This window comes from Anoxybacillus andreesenii (assembly GCF_030813005.1).
GTDB lineage: Bacteria > Bacillota > Bacilli > Bacillales > Cytobacillaceae > Robertmurraya > Robertmurraya andreesenii.
On record NZ_JAUSTU010000021.1, the window covers coordinates 1 to 25,697 of the forward strand.

Annotated in this window: 20 protein-coding genes, 1 rRNA gene and 1 pseudogene; 6 read left to right on the top strand and 16 right to left on the bottom strand. The window is 41.4% G+C overall.

Translation table 11 applies throughout. From position 1 onward, the window contains the following. The 13 genes from J2S07_RS17070 to J2S07_RS17130 all read right to left on the bottom strand — a co-directional run. Positions 1–77 (bottom strand): 16S ribosomal RNA (locus tag J2S07_RS17070); the annotation flags it as partial. A 376-nt stretch (positions 78–453) separates the two neighbouring features. Continuing rightward, positions 454–3,582, bottom strand: coding sequence for an MMPL family transporter (locus tag J2S07_RS17075; protein WP_307151617.1), 3,129 nt, complete (start codon positions 3,580–3,582; stop codon positions 454–456). Positions 3,583–3,603: 21 nt separating this feature from the next. Next, the gene (locus J2S07_RS17080; RefSeq protein ID WP_307151618.1) at positions 3,604–4,059 is read right to left on the bottom strand and encodes a MarR family winged helix-turn-helix transcriptional regulator; all 456 of its coding nucleotides are present in this window, start codon (positions 4,057–4,059) and stop codon (positions 3,604–3,606) included. Positions 4,060–4,217: 158 nt separating this feature from the next. Then, positions 4,218–5,585 carry an MATE family efflux transporter gene (locus J2S07_RS17085; protein ID WP_307151619.1) on the bottom strand — a complete coding sequence of 456 codons (1,368 nt, stop codon included), beginning with the start codon at positions 5,583–5,585 and terminating at the stop codon, positions 4,218–4,220. A 141-nt stretch (positions 5,586–5,726) separates the two neighbouring features. After that, positions 5,727–6,422: a CDP-diacylglycerol--serine O-phosphatidyltransferase gene (gene pssA / locus J2S07_RS17090; protein WP_307151660.1), complete on the bottom strand. Its 696-nt coding sequence runs from the start codon at positions 6,420–6,422 to the stop codon at positions 5,727–5,729. A 39-nt stretch (positions 6,423–6,461) separates the two neighbouring features. Next, positions 6,462–7,016: a shikimate kinase gene (locus tag J2S07_RS17095; protein ID WP_307151620.1), complete on the bottom strand. Its 555-nt coding sequence runs from the start codon at positions 7,014–7,016 to the stop codon at positions 6,462–6,464. Positions 7,017–7,138: 122 nt separating this feature from the next. Next, entirely contained in the window at positions 7,139–8,620 is a 1,482-nt protein-coding gene (locus J2S07_RS17100) for a methyl-accepting chemotaxis protein (protein ID WP_307151621.1), read from the bottom strand. After that, positions 8,595–9,113, bottom strand: coding sequence for a PDC sensor domain-containing protein (locus J2S07_RS17105; protein ID WP_307151622.1), 519 nt, complete (start codon positions 9,111–9,113; stop codon positions 8,595–8,597). The genes J2S07_RS17100 and J2S07_RS17105 overlap by 26 nt, the downstream gene beginning before the upstream one ends. A gap of 38 nt (positions 9,114–9,151) precedes the next feature. Further along, positions 9,152–10,990, bottom strand: a complete 1,839-nt coding sequence (locus tag J2S07_RS17110) for a putative bifunctional diguanylate cyclase/phosphodiesterase (protein ID WP_307151623.1) — start codon at positions 10,988–10,990, stop codon at positions 9,152–9,154. A 232-nt stretch (positions 10,991–11,222) separates the two neighbouring features. Further along, positions 11,223–12,329 carry a GerAB/ArcD/ProY family transporter gene (locus tag J2S07_RS17115; RefSeq protein ID WP_307151624.1) on the bottom strand — a complete coding sequence of 369 codons (1,107 nt, stop codon included), beginning with the start codon at positions 12,327–12,329 and terminating at the stop codon, positions 11,223–11,225. Further along, positions 12,326–12,550: a hypothetical protein gene (locus tag J2S07_RS17120; protein ID WP_307151625.1), complete on the bottom strand. Its 225-nt coding sequence runs from the start codon at positions 12,548–12,550 to the stop codon at positions 12,326–12,328. Before J2S07_RS17120 ends, J2S07_RS17115 begins: the two co-directional genes overlap by 4 nt. 1 nt (position 12,551) lies before the next feature. Beyond that, a complete protein-coding gene (locus tag J2S07_RS17125) occupies positions 12,552–13,700 on the bottom strand; it encodes a Ger(x)C family spore germination protein (RefSeq protein ID WP_307151626.1) in 1,149 nt (382 codons plus the stop codon). A 49-nt stretch (positions 13,701–13,749) separates the two neighbouring features. Then, a complete protein-coding gene (locus J2S07_RS17130; RefSeq protein WP_307151627.1) occupies positions 13,750–15,291 on the bottom strand; it encodes a spore germination protein in 1,542 nt (513 codons plus the stop codon). Positions 15,292–15,452: 161 nt separating this feature from the next. Between J2S07_RS17130 and J2S07_RS17135 the strand changes: the two are divergent. Next, positions 15,453–15,830, top strand: a pseudogene (locus tag J2S07_RS17135) (formate/nitrite transporter family protein); the annotation flags it as partial. Positions 15,831–15,871: 41 nt separating this feature from the next. Beyond that, a complete protein-coding gene (locus J2S07_RS17140) occupies positions 15,872–16,060 on the top strand; it encodes an alpha/beta-type small acid-soluble spore protein (RefSeq protein ID WP_307151628.1) in 189 nt (62 codons plus the stop codon). 56 nt (positions 16,061–16,116) lie between these two features. Here the strand turns inward: J2S07_RS17140 and J2S07_RS17145 are convergent, their stop codons facing one another. Then, positions 16,117–18,276, bottom strand: coding sequence for a peptidoglycan D,D-transpeptidase FtsI family protein (locus tag J2S07_RS17145; RefSeq protein ID WP_307151629.1), 2,160 nt, complete (start codon positions 18,274–18,276; stop codon positions 16,117–16,119). Positions 18,277–18,494: 218 nt separating this feature from the next. Between J2S07_RS17145 and pxpB the strand changes: the two genes are divergently transcribed. The 4 genes from pxpB to J2S07_RS17165 all read left to right on the top strand — a co-directional run bounded on the left by pxpB (position 18,495) and on the right by J2S07_RS17165 (position 23,070). After that, the gene (gene pxpB, locus J2S07_RS17150; protein WP_307151630.1) at positions 18,495–19,193 is read left to right on the top strand and encodes a 5-oxoprolinase subunit PxpB; all 699 of its coding nucleotides are present in this window, start codon (positions 18,495–18,497) and stop codon (positions 19,191–19,193) included. Then, positions 19,177–20,145: a 5-oxoprolinase subunit C family protein gene (locus J2S07_RS17155; protein ID WP_307151631.1), complete on the top strand. Its 969-nt coding sequence runs from the start codon at positions 19,177–19,179 to the stop codon at positions 20,143–20,145. The genes pxpB and J2S07_RS17155 overlap by 17 nt, the downstream gene beginning before the upstream one ends. Before the next feature lie 11 nt (positions 20,146–20,156). Further along, positions 20,157–20,924 (top strand): LamB/YcsF family protein, encoded by a 768-nt coding sequence (locus J2S07_RS17160; RefSeq protein ID WP_307151632.1) that lies wholly within the window; start codon positions 20,157–20,159, stop codon positions 20,922–20,924. A 76-nt stretch (positions 20,925–21,000) separates the two neighbouring features. Further along, a complete protein-coding gene (locus tag J2S07_RS17165; RefSeq protein ID WP_307151633.1) occupies positions 21,001–23,070 on the top strand; it encodes a metallophosphoesterase family protein in 2,070 nt (689 codons plus the stop codon). Between the two features lie 59 nt (positions 23,071–23,129). Here the strand turns inward: J2S07_RS17165 and J2S07_RS17170 are convergent, their stop codons facing one another. Further along, positions 23,130–24,377, bottom strand: a complete 1,248-nt coding sequence (locus J2S07_RS17170) for a glutamate-5-semialdehyde dehydrogenase (RefSeq protein WP_307151634.1) — start codon at positions 24,375–24,377, stop codon at positions 23,130–23,132. After that, positions 24,370–25,494, bottom strand: coding sequence for a glutamate 5-kinase (gene proB / locus J2S07_RS17175; protein ID WP_307151635.1), 1,125 nt, complete (start codon positions 25,492–25,494; stop codon positions 24,370–24,372). The genes J2S07_RS17170 and proB overlap by 8 nt, the downstream gene beginning before the upstream one ends. Positions 25,495–25,697: the final 203 nt, after the last annotated feature.

Genomic DNA, 25,697 nt, shown 5'->3' on the forward strand with positions numbered 1-25,697 from the left:
CAAAGATATCGCTCGACTTGCATGTATTAGGCACGCCGCCAGCGTTCGTCCTGAGCCAGGATCAAACTCTCCAATAAAGAGTTGATATAGCTCATTAATAAAAAATTAACGTTGGCATGTTTTGGTTCATACCAAAACAAAATAATTGTTGACGTATGATTTGTTTAGTTTTCAAAGAGCAAATTACCCTTAATTCATTATTCAATGGATAATATCAATATCGCATCAGCGACATTTATAATAATAACAGTTTTATAGAATACCGTCAACCCTTTTTTACTATTTTCTTTGTGAATAACAAATTATTATTATGAAACCCTAATGAGAATTAATATATTAATATAGTTAATCGCAATCGTCAATACCTCCCTGACGATACTTAAGGTTCTCATTAAGCTTACTTTTTCGAACAAAAAAATGCAGGCAACCCATCGCTGCCTGCATTTTTTAACATTAAGCTCTCTTAAACGGCCACCAATTTGCTGCACCAAAATTTTTAACCATAACTGGAATAAATAATGGTAACACAACGAAAGCATAAAGGAATAACCCAACAATGACAATCGAAGCGATTTGGAGCAGGGATAGCATACCTGATGGCATCATTGCTGCAAAGGTTCCACCAAGAATAACAGCGGCAGAAATAATGACTGTGCCCATTTTTTTCATCGCCATGAACATCGCTTGAGCTATCATTAGATCCTTATATTCATTGAAACGATCCATTAGGAAAATACTATAATCTACTCCCAAGGCTACAAGGATAACAAAGGAGAAGAACGGCACGGCCCAGCTGATTCCCCCATAGCCGAGAATATTGACGAAAATCACTTCGTTAATGGCCATCGTTGTAAAATAAGTTAAAATTAATGAGCCAATAATATAGATTGGCATAATGAGAGAGCGGAACAAGAATACAAGTATAATAGAAATCCCTATAAGCATGAGCACAACCGTGCGGGAATAATCTTGAGAAGACATTGTGTCCAGGTCTGCGTTGGTACTTGTAATCCCACCAACTGCGACAACGGCATTTTCTAGCTTCGTCTCCTTTGTCGCTCTTTCAACGGCATTCTTAATGTCATCTACTTTCGCAATCGCCTCATTCGAATATGGATTTGTTTCAAAAATCACATCAAACGTCATAACCTTCCGATCCTTAGACATGTATACGTCTAAAACTTCAGCAAAATCTTCGCTTTCTAATACTTCAGAAGGTAGATAAAAACCGCTAGTACCTTCTGCTTTAGACAGTCCAGCTAAATACTCCTGAGCAGAGCCTAAACCATCTGATACCTGATTCAAGCCGTCCGCACTTTGCTCTAATCCATCTGTTAACTGCGAGAGCTGGCCGCCAATATCACCAAAGCCGTCAAGAAGCTGCTTATGTCCTTCGTTCACACCAGTTAATCCATCTGTTAGCTTTGGCACATTGCTGACAATTTGTCCTTGACCATTGGCTAATTGATTCAGCCCTGCCTGTTGCTTCTCAATGCCCTGTATTAACTGCTCCAAGCCAGCTCCGAGTTCTTTGCCCCCCTGTTGAAGGGCAAAATCAAACCCAGCATTCGCCTTTGTCATCCCGTCATTGATTCCCGCAATCCCATTATTTAATTGCTTCAACGAATCAACTAGGCCCGGTTGCGCATTTGGAACACCATGAAGAATGCCATTGATTGTTCCTTTTAAAATTTGGTACTGCTGATCTCCTGCAAGCTCAGCATAATTTGTATCAAGGTGGTTAAACAAAGCGCCTGTTGAATCTGATAAACCAGAAATTCCCTTGCCGATCTGCTGATAGCCTGCACTTAATTCAGACAACTTCTGCCCCATGAACTGATAATTACTTAATAAATCAGTTCTATATTTGGTTAAAAGCTGTTCAGCACCCGCTTTCGCCTGCTCCAATCCTTTTTTGATTTCTGTTGAGCCAGCTGAACCCTGACGAATGCCATCTTCAATTTTCGCAAGGTTTGTTTGCACTTCGGTTAAGCCCGTTTGTAGCTTACTGGTCCCTGTGATTAATTCATTAATGCCGTCAGTTGCGCTTTTTAATCCAGGTTCAGATTTCGATAATTCACTGCTTGCTTCCTGTAGTCCATCACTGATTTTCGTTAAGCCATCCTTCCCTTCACCTAAACCACTTTCAAGGGTTTCGGCCTGTTTGGCAACTAAAAAGTCTTCAATTGGCTCCCCTGTAGGTCTTGTAACTGAACGAACAGTATCAACTAAATCAACCTTATCAAGCTCTTCACTGATTTTTTCCGCTAAGGCAATATATTCGACGGAATCCATTTTTTCATCATTCTTTAAAACGACTTGCGTTGGCATCGCTTCTCCAGGACTAAAGCTATCTGCGATTGCATTAAAGGCCTTTATGGATCCAACATTTCCACTAATTTCATCTAACGAATCATAGGAAAGTTCCCCATCATAAGTGATTAAGAAAGGGACACAAATGGCTGCTACAACAAGTAGAGATACGAATGGACGACTCAAGGAGAATTTTCCAAAAAGAGTCCACAGCTTACTGTCTCCATGCTCGCCCTTGCTCTTTGATGGCCAAAATAGTTTCTGCCCTAAAACAGCCATAAAGAACGGCACAATCGTAAATAAAGCAACTAGTAAAAGCGCAACCCCAACGGCAACTGCAGCTGCAGATTGATATAAGATGAATTGTGATAAACCGATCGCAGCGAAGCCGATCATGACAGCAATTCCACTAAATAAAACGGTACGTCCTGCATTCCGATACGTTTCAACGATCGCCTCAGCCACCGTTTCTTTTTGTGTCAATTCCTCTTTAAAACGGCTTAATAGAAGGATACAATAGTCCGTACCGATCCCGAATAACACAGCCACAAGGAAAATCTGTGTATATGTAGAGATTGGGAAATCAAATTGATCGACTAAAAACGAAACAATCGATTGCGATCCTAAGTACGTAAACCCAACTGTTACCAGTGGAACGAGTGGTGCAACAAAGGAACGGAATACAAGAAGTAAGACGACGAGGATGAAAACAACAGTAATCCCCTCGGTTTTCTTAAGTCCTTCCTGAGAGCTTAACACCAAATCTTCATTAATAAGCCATTCGCTTGTATAAGCATGCTCCACCTTAACATCCTTTATCGCACCATACAGCTGGTCGCGTAGCTCTGTGCCCTCTCGACCATTCCAGTCAATCGTAATAGAGGCTAGGATGGCCTTGCCATTCTTTGAAACAAGCTGATTCTCTAGATTTTTTTCATTAAAATGGGTAAGAATTTCGGTAATTCCAAGCTCATCCTTTTTCTCCTCAAGAAGTCGAATCGCTCTCTCGGCTTCCTTAACCTCAGAAGATGTTAGCTTCTCCTTGCTATGAAAAACTAATGCGACCTGTGTATCGTCTCCCCCGCCTTCATCCTTCTGAACATCCCTCATAATCTTGCCGGCAAGAGAAGAAGAATATTCATCAGGAACGGTGATTTGCCCTTTTTCACGAACGAGATCCCCCATATTCGGTGCAAGGACAAACATTGTGGCAACAATGACAATCCATGCCAGGAGGACAACCCATTTACGTTTAATAATAAAATTCACTGTTCATTCCCCCAGTTGATATTATTTCTGTTCTTTTAGTTCAATCAACACCTTATTTAACTTCTCGAAGGAGTCGATGAATTGATTAATTTCTTGCTGATCAAACTTTGTAATGAATTGCCTGACCAAATGATGAATTCTTTCTTCCGTATTTTTAAAATATTGTGTTCCTTTTTCCGTTAGCGTCAAATAGACGACCCGTCGATCATTTTCATCACGGGTACGCTGAATAAACCCTTTTTCCCATAATCTTGTAATAATCGCCGTTATGGCACTCTTATTCACTTCAAACACTTCGGCTAATTCCGTAGAAGTACAGGAACCAACTCGATTAATATATCTTAGGATGTAGTGCTGATCAGGAGTTAAATCGCTTCCTATTTGTGCGGTAATCATTGCCTCTGCTTTCTTCGTTACGGAAAAGGACACATCGATGTACCGATTGACCAAATTCTCCACTGTTTGTTCTGTCAACATGTATTCACCTCGCAGCAATTAATTTCATTGTGAAACTGTTCAATTATTTAACTATCTACGACATTAAGTATAATCACAGAAGAAATTGGTGTCAATAAAAACTATTTCAATCTTTAAAAAGAAAACAAGACCAAGAAGATCCCCTGGCCTTGTTTCATTTAACCTACCTTTTCCATTACACTTTGAAACTTTCTTTTTTGAATATAAATCAGTCTTGCTGATAAGGCTACTCCAGCCGCTAGTAAACCAATCGTGAGTCCGATCCAGTAGCCTCTTGCACCGAGATTTGCAAAATGGGCTAGCAGATAGCCGATCGGCAAGCAAACAAGCCAGTATGCAATTAGGGTAATGACGAAGGCGATATTCACATCCTTATACCCCCGTAGTGCTGACTGGGCGGTTGCTTGAACTGCATCAGATATTTGAAAAAACAAAGCATAAATTAAGAAATGTGCTGTCATATTCAAGACAGCCGTCTCGTTTGAATAAAATGCAGCCACATCATAACGGAAGATAATGACTAACGTTCCAGTTATCAATGCAATTAAGACGGATAGAGCAATTCCTAACCAACTGTATACTTGTGCATCCCGATTTCTTTTTGCCCCTACCTCAAACCCTACTAGAACGGTAAGTGCCATAGACATACTCAGCGGAATCATGTATAGGAAGGAAACGATATTAAGAGCTGATTGATAGGCAGCGATCGTCGTTACATCGAATCGACTAATAAGAATGGTGACGACGGCGAACATACTTGTCTCAAAGAAAATCGAAAGTCCCATCGGAACCCCTATTTTCAGAATTTCGGTACATTTCTGCAATGAAAAAGCTCTAAAGCTTGAAAGCTGCACTGTTTTTGAAAACGGCTCCTGGGTGCGAATGACGATGATCGTCATAATCAAGATGAGCCAAAAGGTGCAAGCAGTTGCATAGCCACCTCCAGCCCCACCAAGCTCTGGAAAAATCCATTTCCCGTAAATCAGCATATAGTTAAGAACAAGGTTGACGGGTAAGACAGATAGTAAAAGGAACATCACAACCCGTGTTTTTCCAAGACCGTAAATAAAGGATCGCAGGGCATTAAAGACAAATAAAGGGATAATCCCGATGCTGAGCCCTACTAAATAATCATGGGCAACGCCCTCTACACCCGCATCCAAGTCCATCATGGCAAGCAGCGGCTTCAAAAAGAAAAATCCCACAATTAAAACGATAAGGGCAAGAAATACCGCTAAATAAACCCCATGGGCAACGACCGAGGAAATCTCCTTATGCTCCTGCTTCCCAAAATGCTGGGCCACGATTGGTGAAATTGCGAGGAGAATTCCACTTAAACCTGTAAAAATCGGGTTCCAAATGGATGAACCAATTGCGACGCCTGCCAAATCTACCGAGCTATATTTGCCCGACATAATGGTGTTAAAAAAGACCATAGAAAACATTCCGAGCTGTGTAATAAGGATCGGAATTAACATAATAAATATTTGCGTAATTTTCTCTCTAAGCGTAAAAGTTTGATTCATAATGGTTCTCCCGTTTTCTATTTTTAAACCTAACGACCATTATAACAAAAGATCCCGCTTGAGAGGGATCTTTGCTTAAGAAAGGTTGAACTTCAGTTGCAGAAGACGATCATAGGTCTTCCCTTCAACTATTGTTTACCGTCACGCTTCATGCTCCTTCTTATGTTTTTTTACGAAGCGATAGGCCAAATAAGCGATGTAAAGTGGTACCGCAATATAAATTAAATAAGGAAATTCGTTATATGTACCTTTATAAATAACAAATACTAGACAACCAAGAAAAATAGTTACAATCGTTCCGTATTTCGGAAGTGGAACTTCCTTCAGACTCGGAATTCGAATTCGACTGACCATTAAGAAGCAAAGCGCCGTGTAGACTACTGTAGTAATAATGTTTGGGAGATAGCTTCCAAACAGGGTTAAGAGTGCCAAGATTCCCCCTGCTGCTGTAATAGGGACCCCGACGAAATAGTGCAAGGAAGACTTTGTTGAGCTAATATTAAATCTTGCCAAACGATAGGCGCCAAAAAGAGGGAACAGACCTGCTACTATAAGGCCCAGCAACTCGAAATGATAAAAATAGGTATAGTACACGAGAAAGGATGGAGCAATCCCGAAAGTGACAATGTCCGCCAATGAATCCAATTCTTTTCCTAGTGTACTGTCTGCTTTTAGCATTCTCGCCAAGCGCCCATCCATACTATCGAGCATCATCCCAATCAAAATTAGAATAGCCGCATTATTGTATTGACCGTTTGCTGCAAACCCAATCGACAAAAATCCGCAGTAAAGGTTTCCGAGTGTAAAAGCATTGGGAATGGATTTAATTATTCGTATTTTCAAAGATGATATCACCCCTTGATAAATTTAAAGCTGTTATCGTGGGTCATATAAGTCCCACGCCAGCTTAATGGAATCCACGATATAAGCAGCTGCTTCCTCAATTTCCAGTTCATCTGTAGCTAGTCTCGAATGATGAAGAGCGTAGATTTCTTGCCTTTGATAAAATAACTCCTCAATTTCTTCGATCGTGCGATTTTGTAATACCGGTCGGCTATCAATGATTAAATCAATCCTATCCTTCCATGATTCCCATGAAAGATCGAGAAAAAACACAATGCATTTTTCTAGGCAGATCTCTCTTATTTCTTTTTGGAGAAAAGCGCCTCCTCCGACAGAGATAATATTTAGCCTTTGATTACACAGCTTCGTGATCAGTTCCTTTTCTCTCCTACGGAATTCATTTTCTCCTAGCTGCTTAAAAATTTCGGTTACTGGCATGCCGTATTCTTTTTCAATTTCAACATCGACATCAACGAAATCACGATAAAGTTTTTTGGCAACAAGGCTTCCAATTGTAGTTTTCCCTACTCCCATAAAACCAATAAATACTACACTCTTTTCCCTTAAAGGTATTTCACGATTTTGCATTTCCTACACTCCTCAAACTCATCCCGATCAATAGCCAATAATCTTCATTATAAAGATAACTTTTTAAAAATACTAGAAAAAAAAAGAGCTGCTTATGGAAACAGCCCTAATGAAGATCTTTATTAATGAATTTTGAATTGATTGATCATTTCCTGAAGCTCATGACTTAGCTTTGATAGCTCTACCGCATCATTAGATATATGGACAGCGCTTGCAGCCTGCTGTTCACTAGCGGCGCTTACCTGTTCTGCCCCAGCAGAGGATTCCTCTGTAACGGCAGAAATACTGCTCATATCCTCTGAAATCCCCGCACTAATTTCATCTAACTCCTGAATTGAAGCATTCATCTTTGTCGTTTGTTCCGATACCATGATCACATTGTCTGAAATTCGATTGAATGCTTCACCAGATTCAATCACCTTTGCCATTCCATCCTCAACAACATCCAGACCTTGTTCAATAGACCTAACGGCGCGATGGCTTTCAGATTGTGTTTCACGGATCATTGTGGCAATTTGATCTGCAGATGTACTTGTTTCGGTCGCTAGCTTTCTCACTTCCTCAGCTACCACGGCAAAGCCTTTACCAGCATCCCCGGCACGTGCCGCTTCAATCGAAGCATTCAGTGCAAGCAAATTCGTTTGCTCCGCAATACTGGTGATCATGTTAATAACGTTGCCAATTTCCGAAGAGCGTTTGTCTACCAATTTGATGATCTCTGCCGTATTTTGGACCTGTTGATTCGCTTCCCGGATTGTATTAATGGCTTCGTTGATCAAATGCCCTCCTTTTTCCGATAGGTCTTTACTTTCGAGCGAGGTGTGATTGACCTCATGCGCAAACTGACTCAGCTCTTTCAATGTTTCACTCATATGCTGAACCTTATCCGTCACACTTGTAACAGAGTTGACGATATCGGTTGTACCAGTTGCCAGCTCATTGATCGCTGTAGCCACTTGTTCTGCGGATAATTTGGTTTCTTCACTGGATTCCACCAAAGTAGCCGAAGAATTCCTAACATGTTCTGAAACAGTATTTATTTTAAGAAGAATATTCTGCATCCCCTCGATCATCGCATTAAAATTCTGTCCGAGCAGTCCAACTTCATCCTTACTCTGATGTTCGACCTTTAAGGTCAAATCCCCTTGTGCAACTGAAGAGGTAAGATTGCTCATTTTTTGAATCGGACGAACAAGTCTAGACGAGAAGATAATCACAATAATGACAGCAATAACCAAGACAACCCCCGCCGTCACAAAGGAAAGAATGGCAAGATAGGATAGCTTGCTCGTCGCTTCCTTGACAGGTGCGGTAATGTAGAGCACCCAATCTGTACTCTCAAGTTTCTTATAGAAATTAAACTTCTCAATCCCATCAAATGTATAACGGATCATTCCTGTTTCGCCTTTTTGTGCCTGTTCATGGGCTGTTACCATAGCTGGAATATTTAAATCCTTGATATTTGTTTGGAGGACCATATCTTTTTGCGGATGTCCAATGGTTAAGCCGTCCCCCTGTGTAATAAAGGCATAGCCCGTTTCTCCAACCTTGACATCAGCGACAATGTCCTGAAGACTATCAATTGGAAAAGTGCCCCCGAGCATTCCGAACGTCTGACCGTTGGTATCCTTCAGTGCAACTGCAAAAAACAATAACCGCGGTATTATCGACTTTACTAATTAACGGATCGGAAATTTCCCATTCACTGCCGGACATGATGCTTTGAAAATAATCCCGGTCTGAAACATCTGCATCGGCATCTGCCGAGGTCATTGCTTTCCCATTTTTATCAGCTACATATACGAGTGAATACTCTGGAAGCTCAGCAGCGATTCGAGCAATAAATTGCTTTTGCTGGGCTGGATCTTGGCTAAGCAAGTCAGAACTAAAAGAAAAACCCTTCAACTTTTCTATTTGCACCTTCAATGCGTCGTCAAGCCCTTGCTGGGTCTTCTCTAACTCTGCGTAAGAGATGTCCCTAAAATCTGCCTCGAGAAATTCCTTTGCTTTGTTATGGTTAAGGTATGAGACCACCACCAAGCCAATACAGATAATTGGAATGATAACAACTAATAATTTTGTCTTAATACTGTTCATATTTCTCCCCCAAAAAATAAAAAATTAAGTCTTAGTTGTCAGTCTCCGTTGATTCGCCTTACAATTTTTTCAAATTCTTGCTTTGGTACCGGTCGGCTAACATAATAGCCCTGTACCTCATTGCAGCCTAATTCTCTCAGTAATTCGATAACCTCCTTCGTTTCCGTTCCTTCTGCCACCACCCTTAAATTTAATTCATGGGATAGATAAATCATCGCCCTTACGATAGCAATTTCTTCTTGATTCTCTGCTATCTCCTGGATAAAGGAACGGTCAATTTTTAAAGATGAAATCGGGAATTTCCTTAAATAATTTAAAGAGGAGTACCCAATCCCAAAATCATCAATTGCAACAAACACACCCATATTTCTTAGCTTGGTTAGGCTATTTATGCACTCATCGATATTGTCAATGAAGCTGCTTTCTGTGATTTCGATTTCTAGCAGCTCAGGAGCAAGGCCTGTTTTCTTCAAAGTGTCTTCGACCAGGCTAACAAAATTAGGAAGCCGGAAATGGAGAGCAGAAATGTTCACAGCAATCCGTAAAGGGTCCGTCAAACGAGCGTCATTCCATTCCTTGTTTTGTCTGCGGGCCTGTTCGAGCACCCATTCATCAATCTTAATAATCAACCCTGTCTCTTCAGCAATGGGGATAAATTTATCTGGTTGAACATTGCCTAAGATTGGGTTTTTCCATCGTAGCAACGTTTCCATCGACTTAATTCTCTCACTAGAGAAATCCATTTTCGGCTGAAAATAGATTTCAAATTCATTTTTCTCAATTGCCTGCCGCAAATGTTGCTCGATCGTTAAAGCTTCCCTGTGATGTTCATTCATCCATGCCTCATAAACCTGGTACGTGTTTCTTCCATTGGATTTGGCCACAAACATCGCTGTATCTGCATTTTTTAGAAGGGTATCAAAATCCTGACCATGTTCTGGAAAAATGCTAATGCCGATACTAGGGGTGGTAAAAATTTGATAAGAATTGGCTAGGACAAATACCTCTTCAAATACTGATAAAAGTTCTTCTGACACTTCCTCCATTCCATCCTTCGTACAGCCGGGGAATACAAGAATAAATTCATCACCAGCAAATCGATAAATTCTTCCACGAGAACCGATTCTTTCCTTTAATCGTATGGCTACTTCTTGAATGAGCATATCGCCGATCGTATGCCCTAAAGAATCATTAATTTGCTTAAAGCGATCTAAATCCAAAAACACTACGGCAAAATCTTGACCTACCTGCGATGAATGAGTAATTAATTTCGTCATATCTTCGTTGAACATTCTTTTGTTCGGCAAATTGGTCAAGCTATCATGGTAGGCCATGAATTTGATTTCCTCTTGAGCACTATTGTTAAGCGCTTCAACCAGTTTTTCCTGAGCAACCTTCCCTTCTGTAATATCCGTTCGTAAGGAGATGTACAACGAAGGCTTACCCCGATCATCCAAAATTGGCAGGATCGTTGTTTTTACCCAATAATTGCTCCCATCCTTTGCCCTATTCTTGACCTCCCCCTCCCAGACTTCTCCATGTGCAATCGTTCTCCACATTTCCTTGAAAAAATCCTTCTCATGATATCCAGAATTCACAATTCGATGATTTTGTCCCAATAATTCACTACGGCTATACTTCGAAATTTCACAAAATTTCTCATTTACATACACAATGCAGCCACGCTGATCCGTAATGCCAATGATGATAGAGGCATCAATTGCTTTACTTAGCATCGAGTAATGCTGCTCAAACTTCGATAGCTGTTTAATGTTTTTTTCTAATTCCAAAAAGACTTCTTTATCAGTTGTTTTGTCCAATAGATTGTGAAGAGAATCTAAAGTAGGGGTGAAGTCATTCTTTAAGAATATGTTCATTTTCGTACCTCACTCTGTTGCTCCAACCTTTATTACCATAGGTATAAATACCTATGGGTTCGACAAAAAAATAACTCTTTCTACATTATCAGATACATTCTACAAGATTCCTAGATTGTTATATATAGGAGATTGTTTAAAAATGTGACATTTTTAACAACTTTTCTTATCTTTATGAAAGGTCCTTAAAAACAAACTCCTCCCAGCCCGTATGGTGGAAGGAGTTTTTGTTTTAAGCTTTGACATTTTTTCGATCTTTTGATCCTTTCCCAGACCCAGTCTGTTTTCGCTTAATCCATAGAAATTGCGCGAAAATAATCACCTCTAACAAAAGACCAAGAGTCGGCCAGGTAATAAAGGCAAATTCAAGACCTTCAATATTATCCTTAAATAAATGCATGCATAAAGCAAGTAAGAGGCCCAATGGAAGAAGCGTAAATTTCAGCTCCCTGCCAATGATCGTATTCGAACATTTTTGAATCGCATAGAGTACAAGTGCTAGCTTGCAAAAAACGGTTGGCAGCCATAATAATACGATCACTAAATCAAGGCGGTCCAAAAAATCCGTTAGATGAATTTGTTGAACGACAAGAAAATTCGGATAGGTTGACTCCTTCGCTACCCCAACTCCAAGAACGGTGATATCTAATAAGGAAGAAATGAAGAAGATGGCAAAAAACATACTGATTCCTTTGATGGTCGCTTTCTTGATCTTCTTAAACGGCTTGACGTAATTTAATAGGAAGAACATAACGATCATTTCACCAATACTGGCCCCCATTAAATACATTGATTTCCCTATTTCCCTGACTGAGCCAACTCCTCCAACAGGTAAGAGATTTCCTAGCTGGATTTCGTTTAACAGTATAGGAGGAAGGCCTAAGACTGTTAGAAAAATGATAAAGAAATGAACCACTGTTATTCTTGCGATAACTTCTATTCCCGAATTACTAATATAGATCAAACATAGAATAATGAGGATAGAAATGATATCTAATGGTGTCTTCGGAAGAAGCACACTACTGATAAAATAAATAATCGAGTTAAAATCCCTAATGAATACAAAGAAAAAAAATACAAACAAGCTTCCTGCAAAGTTCTTTTGAATCCAGGAAAGCGACTTGTCATCAAAAATCCCCTCTACCTTTGAGAGATTGTTTTCATTCCCAATGAAGATGGGGATAAGGAGCAAATTTAGACAAAAGGACAGTAATACGACGATCCAGATATTTTGCTTTGATAATTGAATCAGTACTTGTGGCTGAGTGATCAATGTGCTCGAAAAAATAAAATTACCGACTAGCATAGAGAATTGAAAAGGGGATATATGCTGTTTCATACTTTGATCACAAATTTCGTAATTTCTCCAACCGCATGATTAAACCATTTAATTGGGACATGAATCGGCACTGGCAAAATATTGAGAATTGCCATCGCCCCCGTTATGGCAGAGAAAAGATATACCCAATTTTTTTCTTTTTTGTCTGCATCTTTAAGGTCCTTTTGAATGGCAACTAGGTATATTCCCAAAATGATCATGACGATGAATAGTGTTAGCATTCTAATCCTCCCTAATCGATCTAAAATTAATCCTTTCGATTTCTCCCGTTACCTCGGTGGAAACTTTGATTTCCTTCAATAGCTCTCTCCAGCGCGATTCTAAATGTTTCACCCAAAACTCATTATCATAGCGGGAAACTTCCAATCCTAATCCAAAAGGATCCACACCTTCTGCTTTAGCATGATTCAACAATGAACTGACCTGCTGTTCAACCTCCTTTTCCATTTTTCTTGTGACCTTTTTGTATTCCTGAAGATTTTCGAGCTTCACTTTTGGCTCGTTTTGTTGTAATGATGTACTGACGTTTATTTTTACAGTAAATTCAGGTAGATTATTTTTTATCTTGTAATTCGTTTTTAATTTATAGTTCAGCACCTTCACATTGATTTCTGAGTCCTCCTCAATAGGAATAACGAAGGTCTTGTTTTTCATCTTTTTTAACAGCCAGAAAACTCCAAGGGTTTCTTTCCCCTTTGTAATAAATTTTAGCTGATCATCCTCAAATATCCCTACATCACCCATTTGTATTTCTTTTCTTTTATCCTTTCCATTATTTTCTGTATCAACTGGTTTCACAATCGGAAGAACTGGGTCCTTGCCAGGTTTGTAAATATCATCCAGTGCGTTTCTTACGTCCACATGGATGCTTGACAAAGCCATTTCTCTTATCGCTTCAGTTGGGAATTGCTCCAAATGTGGGGAAGAGGTAAGGACGTCGAGTGCCTCCCCTTCTGCAAGCACTAAAAGAGTCGACAGTCTTGAAGCGGGTGTCTCAAGGATCGCATCAAGGGACGGTTTCATTCCTCCTTCTGCAAGCTCTCTCCCGACAACAAAAACCCTCCGGTGAGCATAGAACTGTTCTCTTGACATCCTCCCTTGAAGCCTTTCATAGGCTTCTCCCACATTTCTTCCCGTATCCGAGTCTACATAATAGGGTTTATTACCACTCGTTCCACCCCCACCACCACTAGCAGAGCTCAATGCACTAGGAAGCGGAATCACAAAGGCAACGCGAAACTTATTTTCTGCCTCTTTGTCAATTCCTGTTGAAGTAATAAAGGCCAAATCGTTAATCTCTTTTCGATCCCAACAGCCCGTGAGAAGTAGGATAACAAGCAGTAGAATCGAGCCACTTCTAAAATGCCTCACCCTCACACGCTCCTTTGCAATAGCCAATCTCAGTGGAAAAATAACTTTTTTACCCATTTTTGTTCGCAGATGGTTTAAGATTCTCTGTTTGGCGGGAGAAATCTTCAATAATGGTTTGTGTCGGACGTTGATCCATCGCCCACCAAGGAACACGAACAAAGACATCTTTGAACTCTTTCCAGTTAAGTGGGGCCACAGGCCAGAAATATGGCACCCCAAATGAGCGAAGCTTGCTCAAATGGGTGACAAGCAATAGAGAGCCAATACAAATACCTAGCAAACCAAATGTGCCAGCTAATATCATCATTGGGAATCGCAACAGTCTTATTGAAATCGCCATATTAAATTTTGGAATCGCAAATGAAGAAATACCTGTCATCGACACAACGATTACCATTGGTGCTGATACAATCCCAGCCTCAACTGCTGCCGTTCCGATAACAAGCGCTCCTAATATACTCACTGCCTGCCCTATGACTTTCGGTAATCTTAATCCAGCTTCTCTAAGTGCCTCAAATGCCAGCTCCATAATGATGGCCTCTACAAAGGCTGGAAATGGAATCGCCTCCCTGCTAGCCGCTATACTGAACAAGAGATTGGTTGGAATCATTTCTTGATGATAGGTCGAAACCGCAATGTAAAAGGAAGGAAGAATTAATGCGAGATACAACAAAATCATTCGCAATATGCGAATAAAAATAACTAAGTGAAAGCGATGGTAATAATCCTCATTCGCCTGTAAAAGTTGCCAAAAGGTTGTTGGAAGTACTAAAGTAAAAGGACTCCCATTCGTAAGAATCGCGACCCTTCCTTCTAGAAGATTCCCGACAACCGTATCAGGCCTTTCTGTATTTTGTATTTGCGGAAATAAGCTCCAAGGATCATCCTCAATAAATTCCTCGATATACCCGCTTTCAAGGATCCCATCTATTTTAATACGGTCTATTCGATCCTTGACCTCCTGTATTAAACCAGAGGAAGCCAAATTCTCCATATACATGATTCCAACTAATGTTCTCGTTTCTGTACCAATCTCTTTCGTGACCAATTTCAGATGGGGGGATCTGAGTTTCTGCCGTATCAAGGCAATATTGACCGCAATGTTTTCCACAAAGCCTTCCCTTGGGCCGCGGACAGTTGACTCCGTTTCAGGCTCTGCTACCGTTCTTCTTTCCCCGCCTTTTGCATTAAGAACGATTGCTTTTTCCACCCCATCAACAAGAAGAACTGTGTTTCCATCTAACACCTGCTTGACGATGGCCTCTATTTTGTCAGCTTCGACGACGTCGCTAATCGATACTATTTTTTCTTCAATGATTTCAGTTGTAAGAGAGCCTTGTTTTGTCTCTGCGAGGAGCTCATGGATTGCACTCAATTGAATACTTGTTTCATCAATCATACCATCGACAAAAATTAGGTAGGCTTTTTGTTCCCCTACTTTTAAAGAACGGAATTTAATATCAGAGCAGTCCTGAAAGATTTTTTTCAAAATATCAATATTCGTTTCGACATTTTCTTGAACTGGCTTGTCATTCTTATCCTGTATGTCAATCTTCTCAATTAATTTCCTGGGTTTTTTTACCTTTCTCACGATGACCGCCCTCCATTTGCTTATCTTGTCCAGTATTTGGAATTTTATGAAGGGATCTTCAAAGAAGGTAGGTAAGAATAAATTATCCAATTTATGAAAACAGTAAGTCTTGAATAACTTTTTATCAAACGAATGAACTTAGCTAGAATTGGTGGGTAAATATGGAGGTTAAACCGTTATTAGAGGTTGAAAAATTAGCATTAAAAAAGGTGAGCATATTTCAGGAAAATCCAATCCATTATATATTAAGAGCCGCTTTAGCCAGTATGTTCATTGGCTTTGGAGTCATTGTCGCCTTTAAAACGGGCGGTTATTTCTATAACGAGCATTCTCCTGTCGCTTACCCAATGGCCGCATTTACCTTTGGAGCTGCCATCATCTTAATCGCTTATGGTGGGGGAGATTTATTTACAGGGGATACCTTTTATTTCTCCTTTACTGCATTACGAAAAAAAATGACCTGGTCACAGGTAGGTACTCTTTTAACCCTTAGCTATATTGGTAACATTATCGGAGCAGCCGTTTTTGCTTTTATTATTTAAATCAATAATTGCTCACTACATGCAAGGGAGTGTTGTACATGAGCAGGAACAAACTTTTGGTACCTGGTTCAGAAAATGTTCTCGACCAAATGAAGGAAGAAATCGCCAATGAGTTTGGAGTACAGCTTGGTGCAGATACGACCGCGCGTGCAAATGGTTCGGTTGGGGGAGAAATGACAAAACGACTCGTCCAGCTAGGTGAACAATATTTAAAAAAGAACCAATAGCTTCAAAAGGCCTCCAAAAGATTTCGACTTTTGGAGGCCCTTTTTTTGAGCTTAACCTATTCCTGTTCTTGTTGTTGACTTTGTTCTTGATCTTCATCTATTTGTGACGAAGCATGCCCGTTGAGTTTCAACTCTTCTCTCGTTTTCTTTAGTTCAAAATAAGTATCGAGGACTCTTTCGCCAATACTCAAAGCTGCTTTATGAGACGCTTTCCCAGTGTAAGCCCATGGAACAATGACGGACATCGCCACCTCTGGATCCTTATATGGTGCATAGCCGACAAAGCTTAAATTGGTGACCGATGGTGGTTCTTTGTATTGTGAGCGTTTTGGTCCATCATAAAAGGCCTCAGCAGTTCCAGTCTTACCAGCAGGTAGATAGTCCTTATTGGCAAAAAATTTACTAGCGGTTCCTGATGTTACAACCTCACGAAAACCCCTTTGAACGGTTTCTATCCAGCCCTTCTCTAAATCAAGACGATTGAGGATTTGCGGTTCAATTTCAGCAAACACCGGACCGAGCTGTTCCTTATCTAAAGTTGGCTCGCGAATTTCCTTAACAAGGTGAGCCTGAATCCGATTTCCTCCATTGGCAATAGTGGAAACATATTGAGCTAGCTGCATCGGTGTATATGTATCATACTGTCCGATTGAGAAAAACAAAAGTTGTCCAGGAACTGTTGATTCACCCTTGAACCCTATTTGTTCGTTTGGCAAATCAATGCCTGTTCTCGTTCCAAGCCCAAATTGACTAAACGAATCACGGAATGTATTAAAAGCAGACGATTTAATACGTAGGGGCTGATTATATACATACTTTCCCCCACCGATACGAATCGCTGTTTCAAACATAAAGACGTTCGAGGAAACTCGAAGAGCACCCACCGGATTCAATGTTCCAAGATTGTTGCTATGGGAGCCCATTTGTGGTGTATCCTTAATTTTCAGTGGACGGTCTGTGATATACGTATTCGGTGTGATCACTCCCTGCTGAAAACCAGTTAATATCGTCGCTCCTTTTACAGATGAGCCCACATTATAGGAGGTGGTAATCGTTCCTGCTGCAAAATCCTGCATTTCTGTTTTTCCGGTTTCTTCGTTCTTCGCAAGCAACTTTCCTGCCATCGTTAGAACCTCTCCCGTATTTGGATCCATTAGCACGACAAACGCTCGATCCAAAAAGCCTGTTCCGCCCCCTCTTTTTGCTTTAAGCAATTCCTCTTCAATAATCTTTTCCACTGATAGCTGAAGGTCCATATCAACCGTCAATACGAGGTCTTTTCCACTCTGACCATTTGAGATCACTTCTGTCTTCAAAATATTACCAGCCTTATCTGTAATATTTTTGACCTTCATCTTTTTCCCCTGAAGGACCTCCTCGTATTGAGCCTCTAGATAGCTTTTTCCCACACGATCATTTCGACTATAATCCCGAGATAAAAAGTACTCTAATTTCTCCGCTGGAATTCCTTCTTTTGTATCAGTAACCTTTCCAATAATCGTTCTTAATGTCTTATCAAACGCATAGGTCCTTTCCCAATCTGTCGTCGTATCGACCCCGGGAAGATATTCTAGATTTTCGCTGACCACTGCGAATTCCTCATCGGTTACCCCCTCATTCTTAACAATTTGTGGGGTTAAGGCATAGCCACTCTTAAAAGCGACAAAAATGCTCAAAATCTCCAAGTCTTGTTCAGTTAACTCTTGCAAGTCTGCCTCTGTAATACGTTCGAGCTTCAACTTATAGATTTTCTGATCATATTCCTTGCGGTCAGACTTATCCTTCAGCTTTTCTTTAATCTTCTCCCTCTCTTCGTCGGGCACCTTTTTATCCCCACGTTCAGGATTCCTAATTAGCCAATAGTCCTTTTGATCGCGTTCGCTAATCTTTCTTGGTTCCATTTCTATTAAAAGTGCGAGCCGTTCCGCCACCTCAAGCATTTCCTTCGTACTGACGCCATAATTCGTATATGTAATCGCATTCTTCGGAATATTATCCACGATTAGCTGTCCATTTCGATCAAACATTCGGCCGCGCGGAACAGAGTGGCTGACGACCACATCTTCCGTTTTCTCTACTTCCCTTTTATAGGTCTCTCCTTGTACAATTTGTACAACACCAAGCCTTAGAACCAATAGAGAAAACATTAGAAATACCGCAAAAAAAATAATATTAACACGAAATGGGACATGCGATTTTTTCTTTTCCGGTTGCATGTCTATCCCCCTCTTTCTCCACATCTGCCTATCTATTAGACTGTTTTCTAATGGGAATGGTTTCTATTTTTTAATAAATTTTCTAAATATGAAATTTCTTATTTTCATAATATAATAGTTCTGAATATTTTTGAAGCGAACACCTCGCAAAACTAAACAATGAAAGCAACAACTGGTCACGAAATACCCTTTAAGGAATAGAAAAGGAGTTGCCTGAGATGGATTACCATTTACATCCTTTGGGCGAACGAGGAATTCTAATAGAATTCGGCTCACAAATTGATCCGAAAATTCAACAACAGGTTCAACTTGTTTCCTCATTTCTTGAGAAAAATCAGCCTGAATGGATGATCGAATACATACCTGCTTTTGCGACGATTACCATTCTTTATCGCGTTACGACCCTCACATATCATAAGGTATGCCAAGAGGTCGTGAGCTTACTGGAACATATAAACCCAGCAAATCCCCATCAGCAGCGTGTTGTCCAAATCCCCGTCTGTTATGGAGGGGAACTAGGTCCCGATTTGGATTTTGTCGCAACACATAATCAGCTTACGGCGGACGAGGTTATTCATATACACACTTCGTGTAGCTATCTTGTATATATGATTGGTTTCGCACCTGGATTCCCCTACCTGGGGGGAATGTCAGAAAAAATTGCTGCTCCTAGAAAACAGTCGCCACGATTAAGGATACCTGCTGGGTCTGTTGGAATCGCTGGCATGCAAACGGGGATTTATCCAATCGAAACTCCAGGGGGATGGCAGCTGATCGGAAGAACCCCTGTAGAGCTCTTTCAGCCAAATAGAGAAGAGCCATGTTTGTTAAAACCCGGTGACAGGATTCGTTTTTACCCGATATCCTTTCAGGAATATCACGAATGGGGGCAAAAGCATCATGATTTCAATTCTTAAACCTGGGCTCTTGACAACCATTCAAGACCTTGGGCGGTATGGATATCAAAAGGATGGGGTCGTTGTAGGTGGAGCGATGGACACTTACTCCCACCGTGTAGCCAACATTTTGGTGGGGAACGATGAAAATGCCCCTACAATCGAAATGACTTTAATAGGCGCAACCATTCAATTTTCTCGTGATTCACTTATCGCCATTACCGGTGGGAATCTCTCTCCAACCATTGACAACAAAAGGCTCCCGATGTGGCGACCGATTCTGATTCGAAAAAACCAAATTCTAAGTTTTGGTGAATGTATAGACGGTTGTCGAGCCTACTTAAGCCTTGCTGGAGGAATTTGGATTCCAAAGGTATTGGGCAGTGCCTCTACCTATGCCCGCGCAAAAATGGGGGGATGGCATGGGCGGCCATTGGAAGCAGAGGATCAAATTCCGCTTGGTGACCTGCAGGGGTTGTCTAAGAAAATCATGGAAGTGGTCCATTCAGAAGGGAATCCAAAATGGAGTGTTCCAGCTCAAAATATGACCCCCTTCATTCGCATGATTAAAGGTAGAGAGTTCCACGCATTCACAAGAGAGAGCCAAAATCTGCTCTTTAATTCTGAATTTCAAATCACACCTGCCTCCGATCGAATGGGCTATCGCCTATCCGGTCCCGCTCTGCTCCTTAAGGAGAAAAAGGAGATGCTTTCAGAGGCAGTTGATTTTGGCACGATCCAAGTGACATCAGATGGGAAGCCAGTCATCCTCCTTGCGGATCGGCAAACAACTGGGGGTTATCCAAAGATTGCCCATGTGATTTCTGCCGATCTACCCATTCTTGCTCAAATGAAGCCTGGTGATAGGATTCGCTTTAGGGAGGTTGCCTTAGAAGAGGCTCAAGCGTTGCTGCGAGAACAAGAAAGATATTTTTCCATTCTCAAAAGGTTGATAGAACTAAAATTTAGATAGGAGTAGAACCGATGAATGTAGTAGACTTAAATTGTGATATTGGTGAGGGCTTTGGACCTTATCGAATTGGAAATGATGCGGAGCTCATGAACTTCGTGACAAGCGTAAATATTGCCTGCGGCTTTCATGGCGGGGATCCGCGCATCATGCGAGAAACGGTACAGCTCGCATTGGAGAAAAATATCGGGATTGGCGCCCACCCGGGATTACCAGATTTGAATGGATTCGGCAGAAGGGAAATGAATATTTCTCCGCAGGAGGCTTACGATCTAGTGATCTATCAAATTGGTGCGCTTGATGGATTTGTCAGATCTGAAGGCGGAAAGCTTCAGCATGTGAAGCCCCATGGAGCTCTTTATAATATGGCTGCCAAAAATGGGGCCATCGCAAAAGCAATAGCAGAAGCCGTCTACAAAATTGAGCCAGAACTAATCTTATTTGGATTGTCGGGAAGTGAGCTCATTGGCGCAGGTCAAAAAATTGGCCTTCGAACTGGGAGAGAGGTTTTTGCCGATCGCACTTATTGTGAGGATGGTTCACTAACACCAAGAAGTGAGGCGAACTCCCTGATTCACGATGCAGCCGAGGCGGTCAAGCAAGTAACCCGAATGGTGACCGAAGGAACGGTGAAATCAATACAAGGTGTTGACATCGAGATAAAAGCTGAAACGATTTGCCTGCATGGGGACGGACATCAAGCGGTGTTTTTTGCAAAAAGGGTAGTCGAGGGATTAACCTTAGCGGGAATTAATTTGAAAAGTGCCGGTCATTTTCTATAAGATAACGCCCGCACACAAGCCTTTACCTACATGAATATACTATCACAACCCGATTTTATTGGAGCTGTGATAAACAATGAAATTACCGAAACTTTTAGCAGGGCCGATCGTTCGCCGTGTTGAGCAGAAGCAGGCTTTCATTTGGATCGCAACTAGTATGCCTTACGAGGTTGAAGCAGAGCTATTTGTAGTCAAGGATTCTAACGGGAAGGCAAGCTATGAATACCATCCACTTATAGTCAGCACCGACGCGAATAGGGTTTCGCTCGGTGAGAGCCTACACATCTATTTAATAAGAATAAAACCTCAGCAGGATTCATTCCCGCTTGAAGAACTAATCGGCTACAATCTTCGTTTGATGAATAACACTGAATCATGGGACCTTGAAAGTCTAGACCTACTATCAGACAAAAACCCATTAGCGATTGTCTATAGAGGGTTAAAATACCCAACCTTTTTCCTATCGGACTTGAACGAAAAGCTTCTCTTTGGTTCATGTCGGAAGCTCCATGGAAAAGGAAAGGATGCCCTTGCAAGTGGGGATATAAAATTGAACGAAACCTACTTTGATTTAAAGGAAAGACCTGGAGCATTATTCTTAGTTGGCGATCAAATCTATGCAGACGATGTCGGGGATCCAATCTTTCCGTTCCTATTTCGTCTAGGCAAGTTATTGATCGGCAAGGAAGAACATTTGGAGGAGATAGATGAACGTTTGAAAGCTGCTGACCTGCAAAAGGCATTACGCCAGGTCCGCGGCCGGAAAACAATTATGGAGAAGCTATGCAAATTTACCTCAAGCAAATCCCATAACCATTTGATTTCCTTTGGAGAGTACAGTGCCATGTACCTTCTTAGCTTAAGTCCGGAAATCTGGGGCCCAGAAAATGAAGATTTCCAAACGATGGAAGAGCTGATTTCAAAAGGAGTGTATCATTTTATCTTTCCCGAAAAACCTGGCTATGAGGATGAATTTGCCACAGAACTCATTGAGAATCAAAAACGATATGAGGAGCAGCTTGAAGCCATTCAAAGTTTCCGGCAAACCCTACCCCAAGTCCGTAGATTGCTTGCAAATATCCCTACTTATATGATGTTCGATGACCATGATATAACCGATGATTTTAATATTTCCTTTGAGTGGAAGAAAGACGTAGAAGAAAGACCTCTTGGACGACATGTAATTGCGAATGGTCTAGCGGTGTACTGGGCCTTTCAGGGATGGGGAAATGCTCCAGACCAATACAATCATGCTTTTCTTGAAAAAATGAAAAGTTACTTTCGATTCTTTGATGTTCAGTCAATTCAATACGATGAATGGCAAAATACGCTTCTCCAATTTGAACAGTGGTCATTTGTTTCACCCACAAAGCCAAAAGCCTTATTTCTCGATACACGCACGAAAAGAGCATACCCTCAACAACAAATAGGAAAGAGTATAAAAGAACTCCATGCTGCACCACAGCTCATCGATCAGGATGGCTGGAAGACTTTATCCGATCAGTTAGTTAAAAGTGGCTGGAAAAGTGGCTCCCCACTGATTCTCGTTTCACCCGCCCCCTTTTATGGGATCAGGCTAATTGAAGCCTTCTTATACCAATACGTACTCCCGTTAAAAATACTACGATTACCCGTACAAACTAGATTTGATTTAGAGGCTTGGCATTTTAATGGAAAAGGATATCATGAATTCCACGAGCAAATTTCAAAATGGAACCCATCGAGCTGCATCATTCTGTCAGGTGATGCCCATATGGCCTCAAGCGTGGAAACCATTATAGCTTTCCCAAATGAGGAGCAACGGAAGCTCCAACAGTTCACATCTAGTCCGATGAAAAATGACAGCTTTAGCATACTAACGGCAATGATTCTAAAAGGGATTCTTAGACTACACTCGCTGATATATGACCATAATCACCTTCACCGGAGTTGTAATGATTCCTATCACTTAATGTATGGGAAAAATCCAGATAAAGAAGAATCTTGTTTGTGGAAGGAGTCCATTCACTATCTTTCCCTTCCGAGTGGGTCCATTATTGAGACGGACAACAATTTAGGGATGCTCAGGATAGTCAATGACGAGGCAAAGGTCAACTTGCTACAATGGCGAAATTCTAAACTAGATGAAAAGAGCTTTAAGAGATAAAAACAAAAAGGTAGATGTCCAAATTCCCTATGCTCACTGACATCTACCTTTCATTTATTTTACTCCCTAACCTGTCCATCACCAAAAATAAAAAACTTACTGCTGGTTAATGCATTCAGACCCATTGGACCTCTTGCGTGAAGCTTTTGCGTACTAATGCCAATTTCAGCACCATAACCAAATTCAAAACCATCGGTAAATCTTGTCGAGGCATTATGATAAACGGCGGCTGCATCCACCTTCATCATGTAGAGCTCTGCATTTGCTTTATCTTCTGTCACAATCGCCTCCGAGTGTTTGGTCCCGTAAATATTAACATGTTCGATCGCTTCTTCAACATCTCCAACGACCTTCACACTCACCTTAAAAGCCAAATATTCCGTCGACCAATCTTCTTCTGTTGCTGCCTTTGCCTCTCCAAATGAACGAACTACCTTGTCATCACCGTATATTTCAACTCCTCGCTCGCTCAACTCCTGGAGAAGCTCTACACCGTATTGATTGAACCAATTTTCATGGATTAGGACCGTCTCAATCGCATTGCAAACAGATGGACGTTGGATTTTCCCGTTGAGCACAATTTGCTTGGCCATTTCATACTGCGCCGTCTCATCTACGAACACATGGCAATTACCCGCCCCGGTTTCGAGCACAGGGACCGTAGATTCACGAACGACGGTCTCGATTAGATTCTTTCCGCCTCTTGGGATCAAGACGTCTAAATATTGATTTAAGGTAAAGAGCTCCTTCGCTGTTTCCCTGCTCGTATCCTCAATCAACTGCACGGCATCTTGAGGAATCGCCGTCCCAGCAAGGGCTCGATGGATCGTTTGAACCAATGCCTTGTTGGAATAATAGGCGGATGAGCTCCCTCGTAAAATCACTGCATTTCCTGTTTTCAAGGACAAGGTTGCAGCATCAACGGTCACATTTGGTCTTGCCTCGTAGATCATGCCGACAACCCCAAGAGGAACACGCTGCTTTTGAATGAGCAGGCCATTGTCCTTTTGGATCCTTTCGAGCGTCTCTCCAATTGGGTCCGTCAAATCAACAAGCAAACGGATAGCTTCGGCCATATCCTCAATCCGCTTTTCATTTAACATAATCCGATCGAGGATCGCCGCTGAAAGTCCATTCGCCTTGCCAGCATCCAAATCCTTCTGATTTTCCAAGATGAGAACTTCCTTATCCTCCATTAATTGTGCAGCAATTTTCTCAAGGGTCCTGTTCTTCTCCTCTGTTGTGATCCCTACGAGAGATGCACTCGCTGCTTTGGCCCTCTGACCTTTCAAAACGACTTCACACATCCTTATCTCCTCCTTCATATAATTGCACCCATTGATTGCGGTGAATGACTTCATTTGTGAAAAAGACCCTTTCTCGCTCCAGCTCTTCTCTTCTTTTTCCCATCAGTTTTCTTATCTCGTCAGCTGAGTAGAGAACCTCCCCTCTTCCAAGCAGTCCTCTTCTGCCAAATACCTCCACAACATCCCCTTTTTCAAATACGCCGTCAACTCCGAAAATCCCTGCTGGCAGTAAGCTACTCCCCTTCGTTAGCAGTGCAGTCTCCGCTCCTTCATCGACAAAAAGCTTGCCCGACACGGATGAATGAAGGGAAATCCACTGTTTCTGGTTCTTGACAGAGGTGAGAAATTGTTTGCCAATATATGTTCCATCCCCATCGCCTTGCAAAATTTGGAGGATTTTTATTCGTCCCTGTCCTCGACCGATAAACACTTTAACACCCAAGGACAGTGCTGTTTTTGCAGCGATTAACTTCGATTTCATTCCACCGGTACCAACACTTGACCCTGCACCAGAGGCAAAGCTGAGCATTTCTTCGGTAATGTCATCTAAAATATCCAACCTTTTAGCAGATGGGTTAACTCGTGGATTGCTGTCGTATAATCCGTTAATATCTGTTAAAATGATGAGCTGGTCTGCATGCATGAGTCCGCTGACTAATGCGGAAAGCATGTCATTATCCCCGAAGGTCAGCTCTTCAACTGAAACCGTATCATTCTCATTAATGATTGGTAAAACTCCTCTAGACAGTAGCTCCGAGATCGTGGAGTAAGCATTTCGGTAGCGATCCTTCTTAGAAAAATCATTTCTTGTTAAAAGGATTTGAGCTGGGAATATTCCGTATGGCTCAAGCTCCTTCATATAGGATTGAATTAAAAGACTTTGCCCAACTGCGGCAGCAGCCTGCTTCCCTTTTAATGTAACTGGACGGACTGGATATCCAAGCTTTGTAAAACCGGCAGCTACTGCCCCTGACGAGACGAGGATCAGCTCGTGCCCAGCCTCTCTTGCTGCAACGATCGCTTCAATGTGGTCATTAAATTTCGCCTTATCAATTTCTCCCTTTGCATTCGTTAAAGAGCTACTTCCGATTTTGACAACGATCCGCTTTTTATCCATACAAGAAACCTCCAATACTAAAAAAAGCCCTTCTCGTCCTAGAAATAAGGACGAAAAGGGCTTGCTTTCCGTGGTACCACCTTGCTTGAATGTCGAAACATTCCACTTAACCTTCTAACGCTAAGGATGCGCCTATGTTTGCATAGGACTCCTGAAGGTAGGTTCGGCAAGCTTCCTGTGATGGAGTCTCCCAGCAGCTGACC

Excerpts from the sequence above, each read along its gene's own strand:
- J2S07_RS17080 (WP_307151618.1), bottom strand. The coding sequence starts at position 4,059 with ATGTTGACAGAACAAACAGTGGAGAATTTGGTCAATCGGTACATCGAT.
- J2S07_RS17085 (WP_307151619.1), bottom strand. The coding sequence starts at position 5,585 with ATGAATCAAACTTTTACGCTTAGAGAGAAAATTACGCAAATATTTATT.
- J2S07_RS17095 (WP_307151620.1), bottom strand. The coding sequence starts at position 7,016 with ATGCAAAATCGTGAAATACCTTTAAGGGAAAAGAGTGTAGTATTTATT.
- J2S07_RS17100 (WP_307151621.1), bottom strand. The coding sequence starts at position 8,620 with ATGCTCGGGGGCACTTTTCCAATTGATAGTCTTCAGGACATTGTCGCT.
- J2S07_RS17105 (WP_307151622.1), bottom strand. The coding sequence starts at position 9,113 with ATGAACAGTATTAAGACAAAATTATTAGTTGTTATCATTCCAATTATC.
- J2S07_RS17110 (WP_307151623.1), bottom strand. The coding sequence starts at position 10,990 with ATGAACATATTCTTAAAGAATGACTTCACCCCTACTTTAGATTCTCTT.
- J2S07_RS17115 (WP_307151624.1), bottom strand. The coding sequence starts at position 12,329 with ATGAAACAGCATATATCCCCTTTTCAATTCTCTATGCTAGTCGGTAAT.
- J2S07_RS17120 (WP_307151625.1), bottom strand. The coding sequence starts at position 12,550 with ATGCTAACACTATTCATCGTCATGATCATTTTGGGAATATACCTAGTT.
- J2S07_RS17140 (WP_307151628.1), top strand. The coding sequence starts at position 15,872 with ATGAGCAGGAACAAACTTTTGGTACCTGGTTCAGAAAATGTTCTCGAC.
- J2S07_RS17145 (WP_307151629.1), bottom strand. The coding sequence starts at position 18,276 with ATGCAACCGGAAAAGAAAAAATCGCATGTCCCATTTCGTGTTAATATT.
- pxpB (WP_307151630.1), top strand. The coding sequence starts at position 18,495 with ATGGATTACCATTTACATCCTTTGGGCGAACGAGGAATTCTAATAGAA.
- J2S07_RS17155 (WP_307151631.1), top strand. The coding sequence starts at position 19,177 with ATGATTTCAATTCTTAAACCTGGGCTCTTGACAACCATTCAAGACCTT.
- J2S07_RS17160 (WP_307151632.1), top strand. The coding sequence starts at position 20,157 with ATGAATGTAGTAGACTTAAATTGTGATATTGGTGAGGGCTTTGGACCT.
- J2S07_RS17165 (WP_307151633.1), top strand. The coding sequence starts at position 21,001 with ATGAAATTACCGAAACTTTTAGCAGGGCCGATCGTTCGCCGTGTTGAG.
- J2S07_RS17170 (WP_307151634.1), bottom strand. The coding sequence starts at position 24,377 with ATGTGTGAAGTCGTTTTGAAAGGTCAGAGGGCCAAAGCAGCGAGTGCA.
- proB (WP_307151635.1), bottom strand. The coding sequence starts at position 25,494 with ATGGATAAAAAGCGGATCGTTGTCAAAATCGGAAGTAGCTCTTTAACG.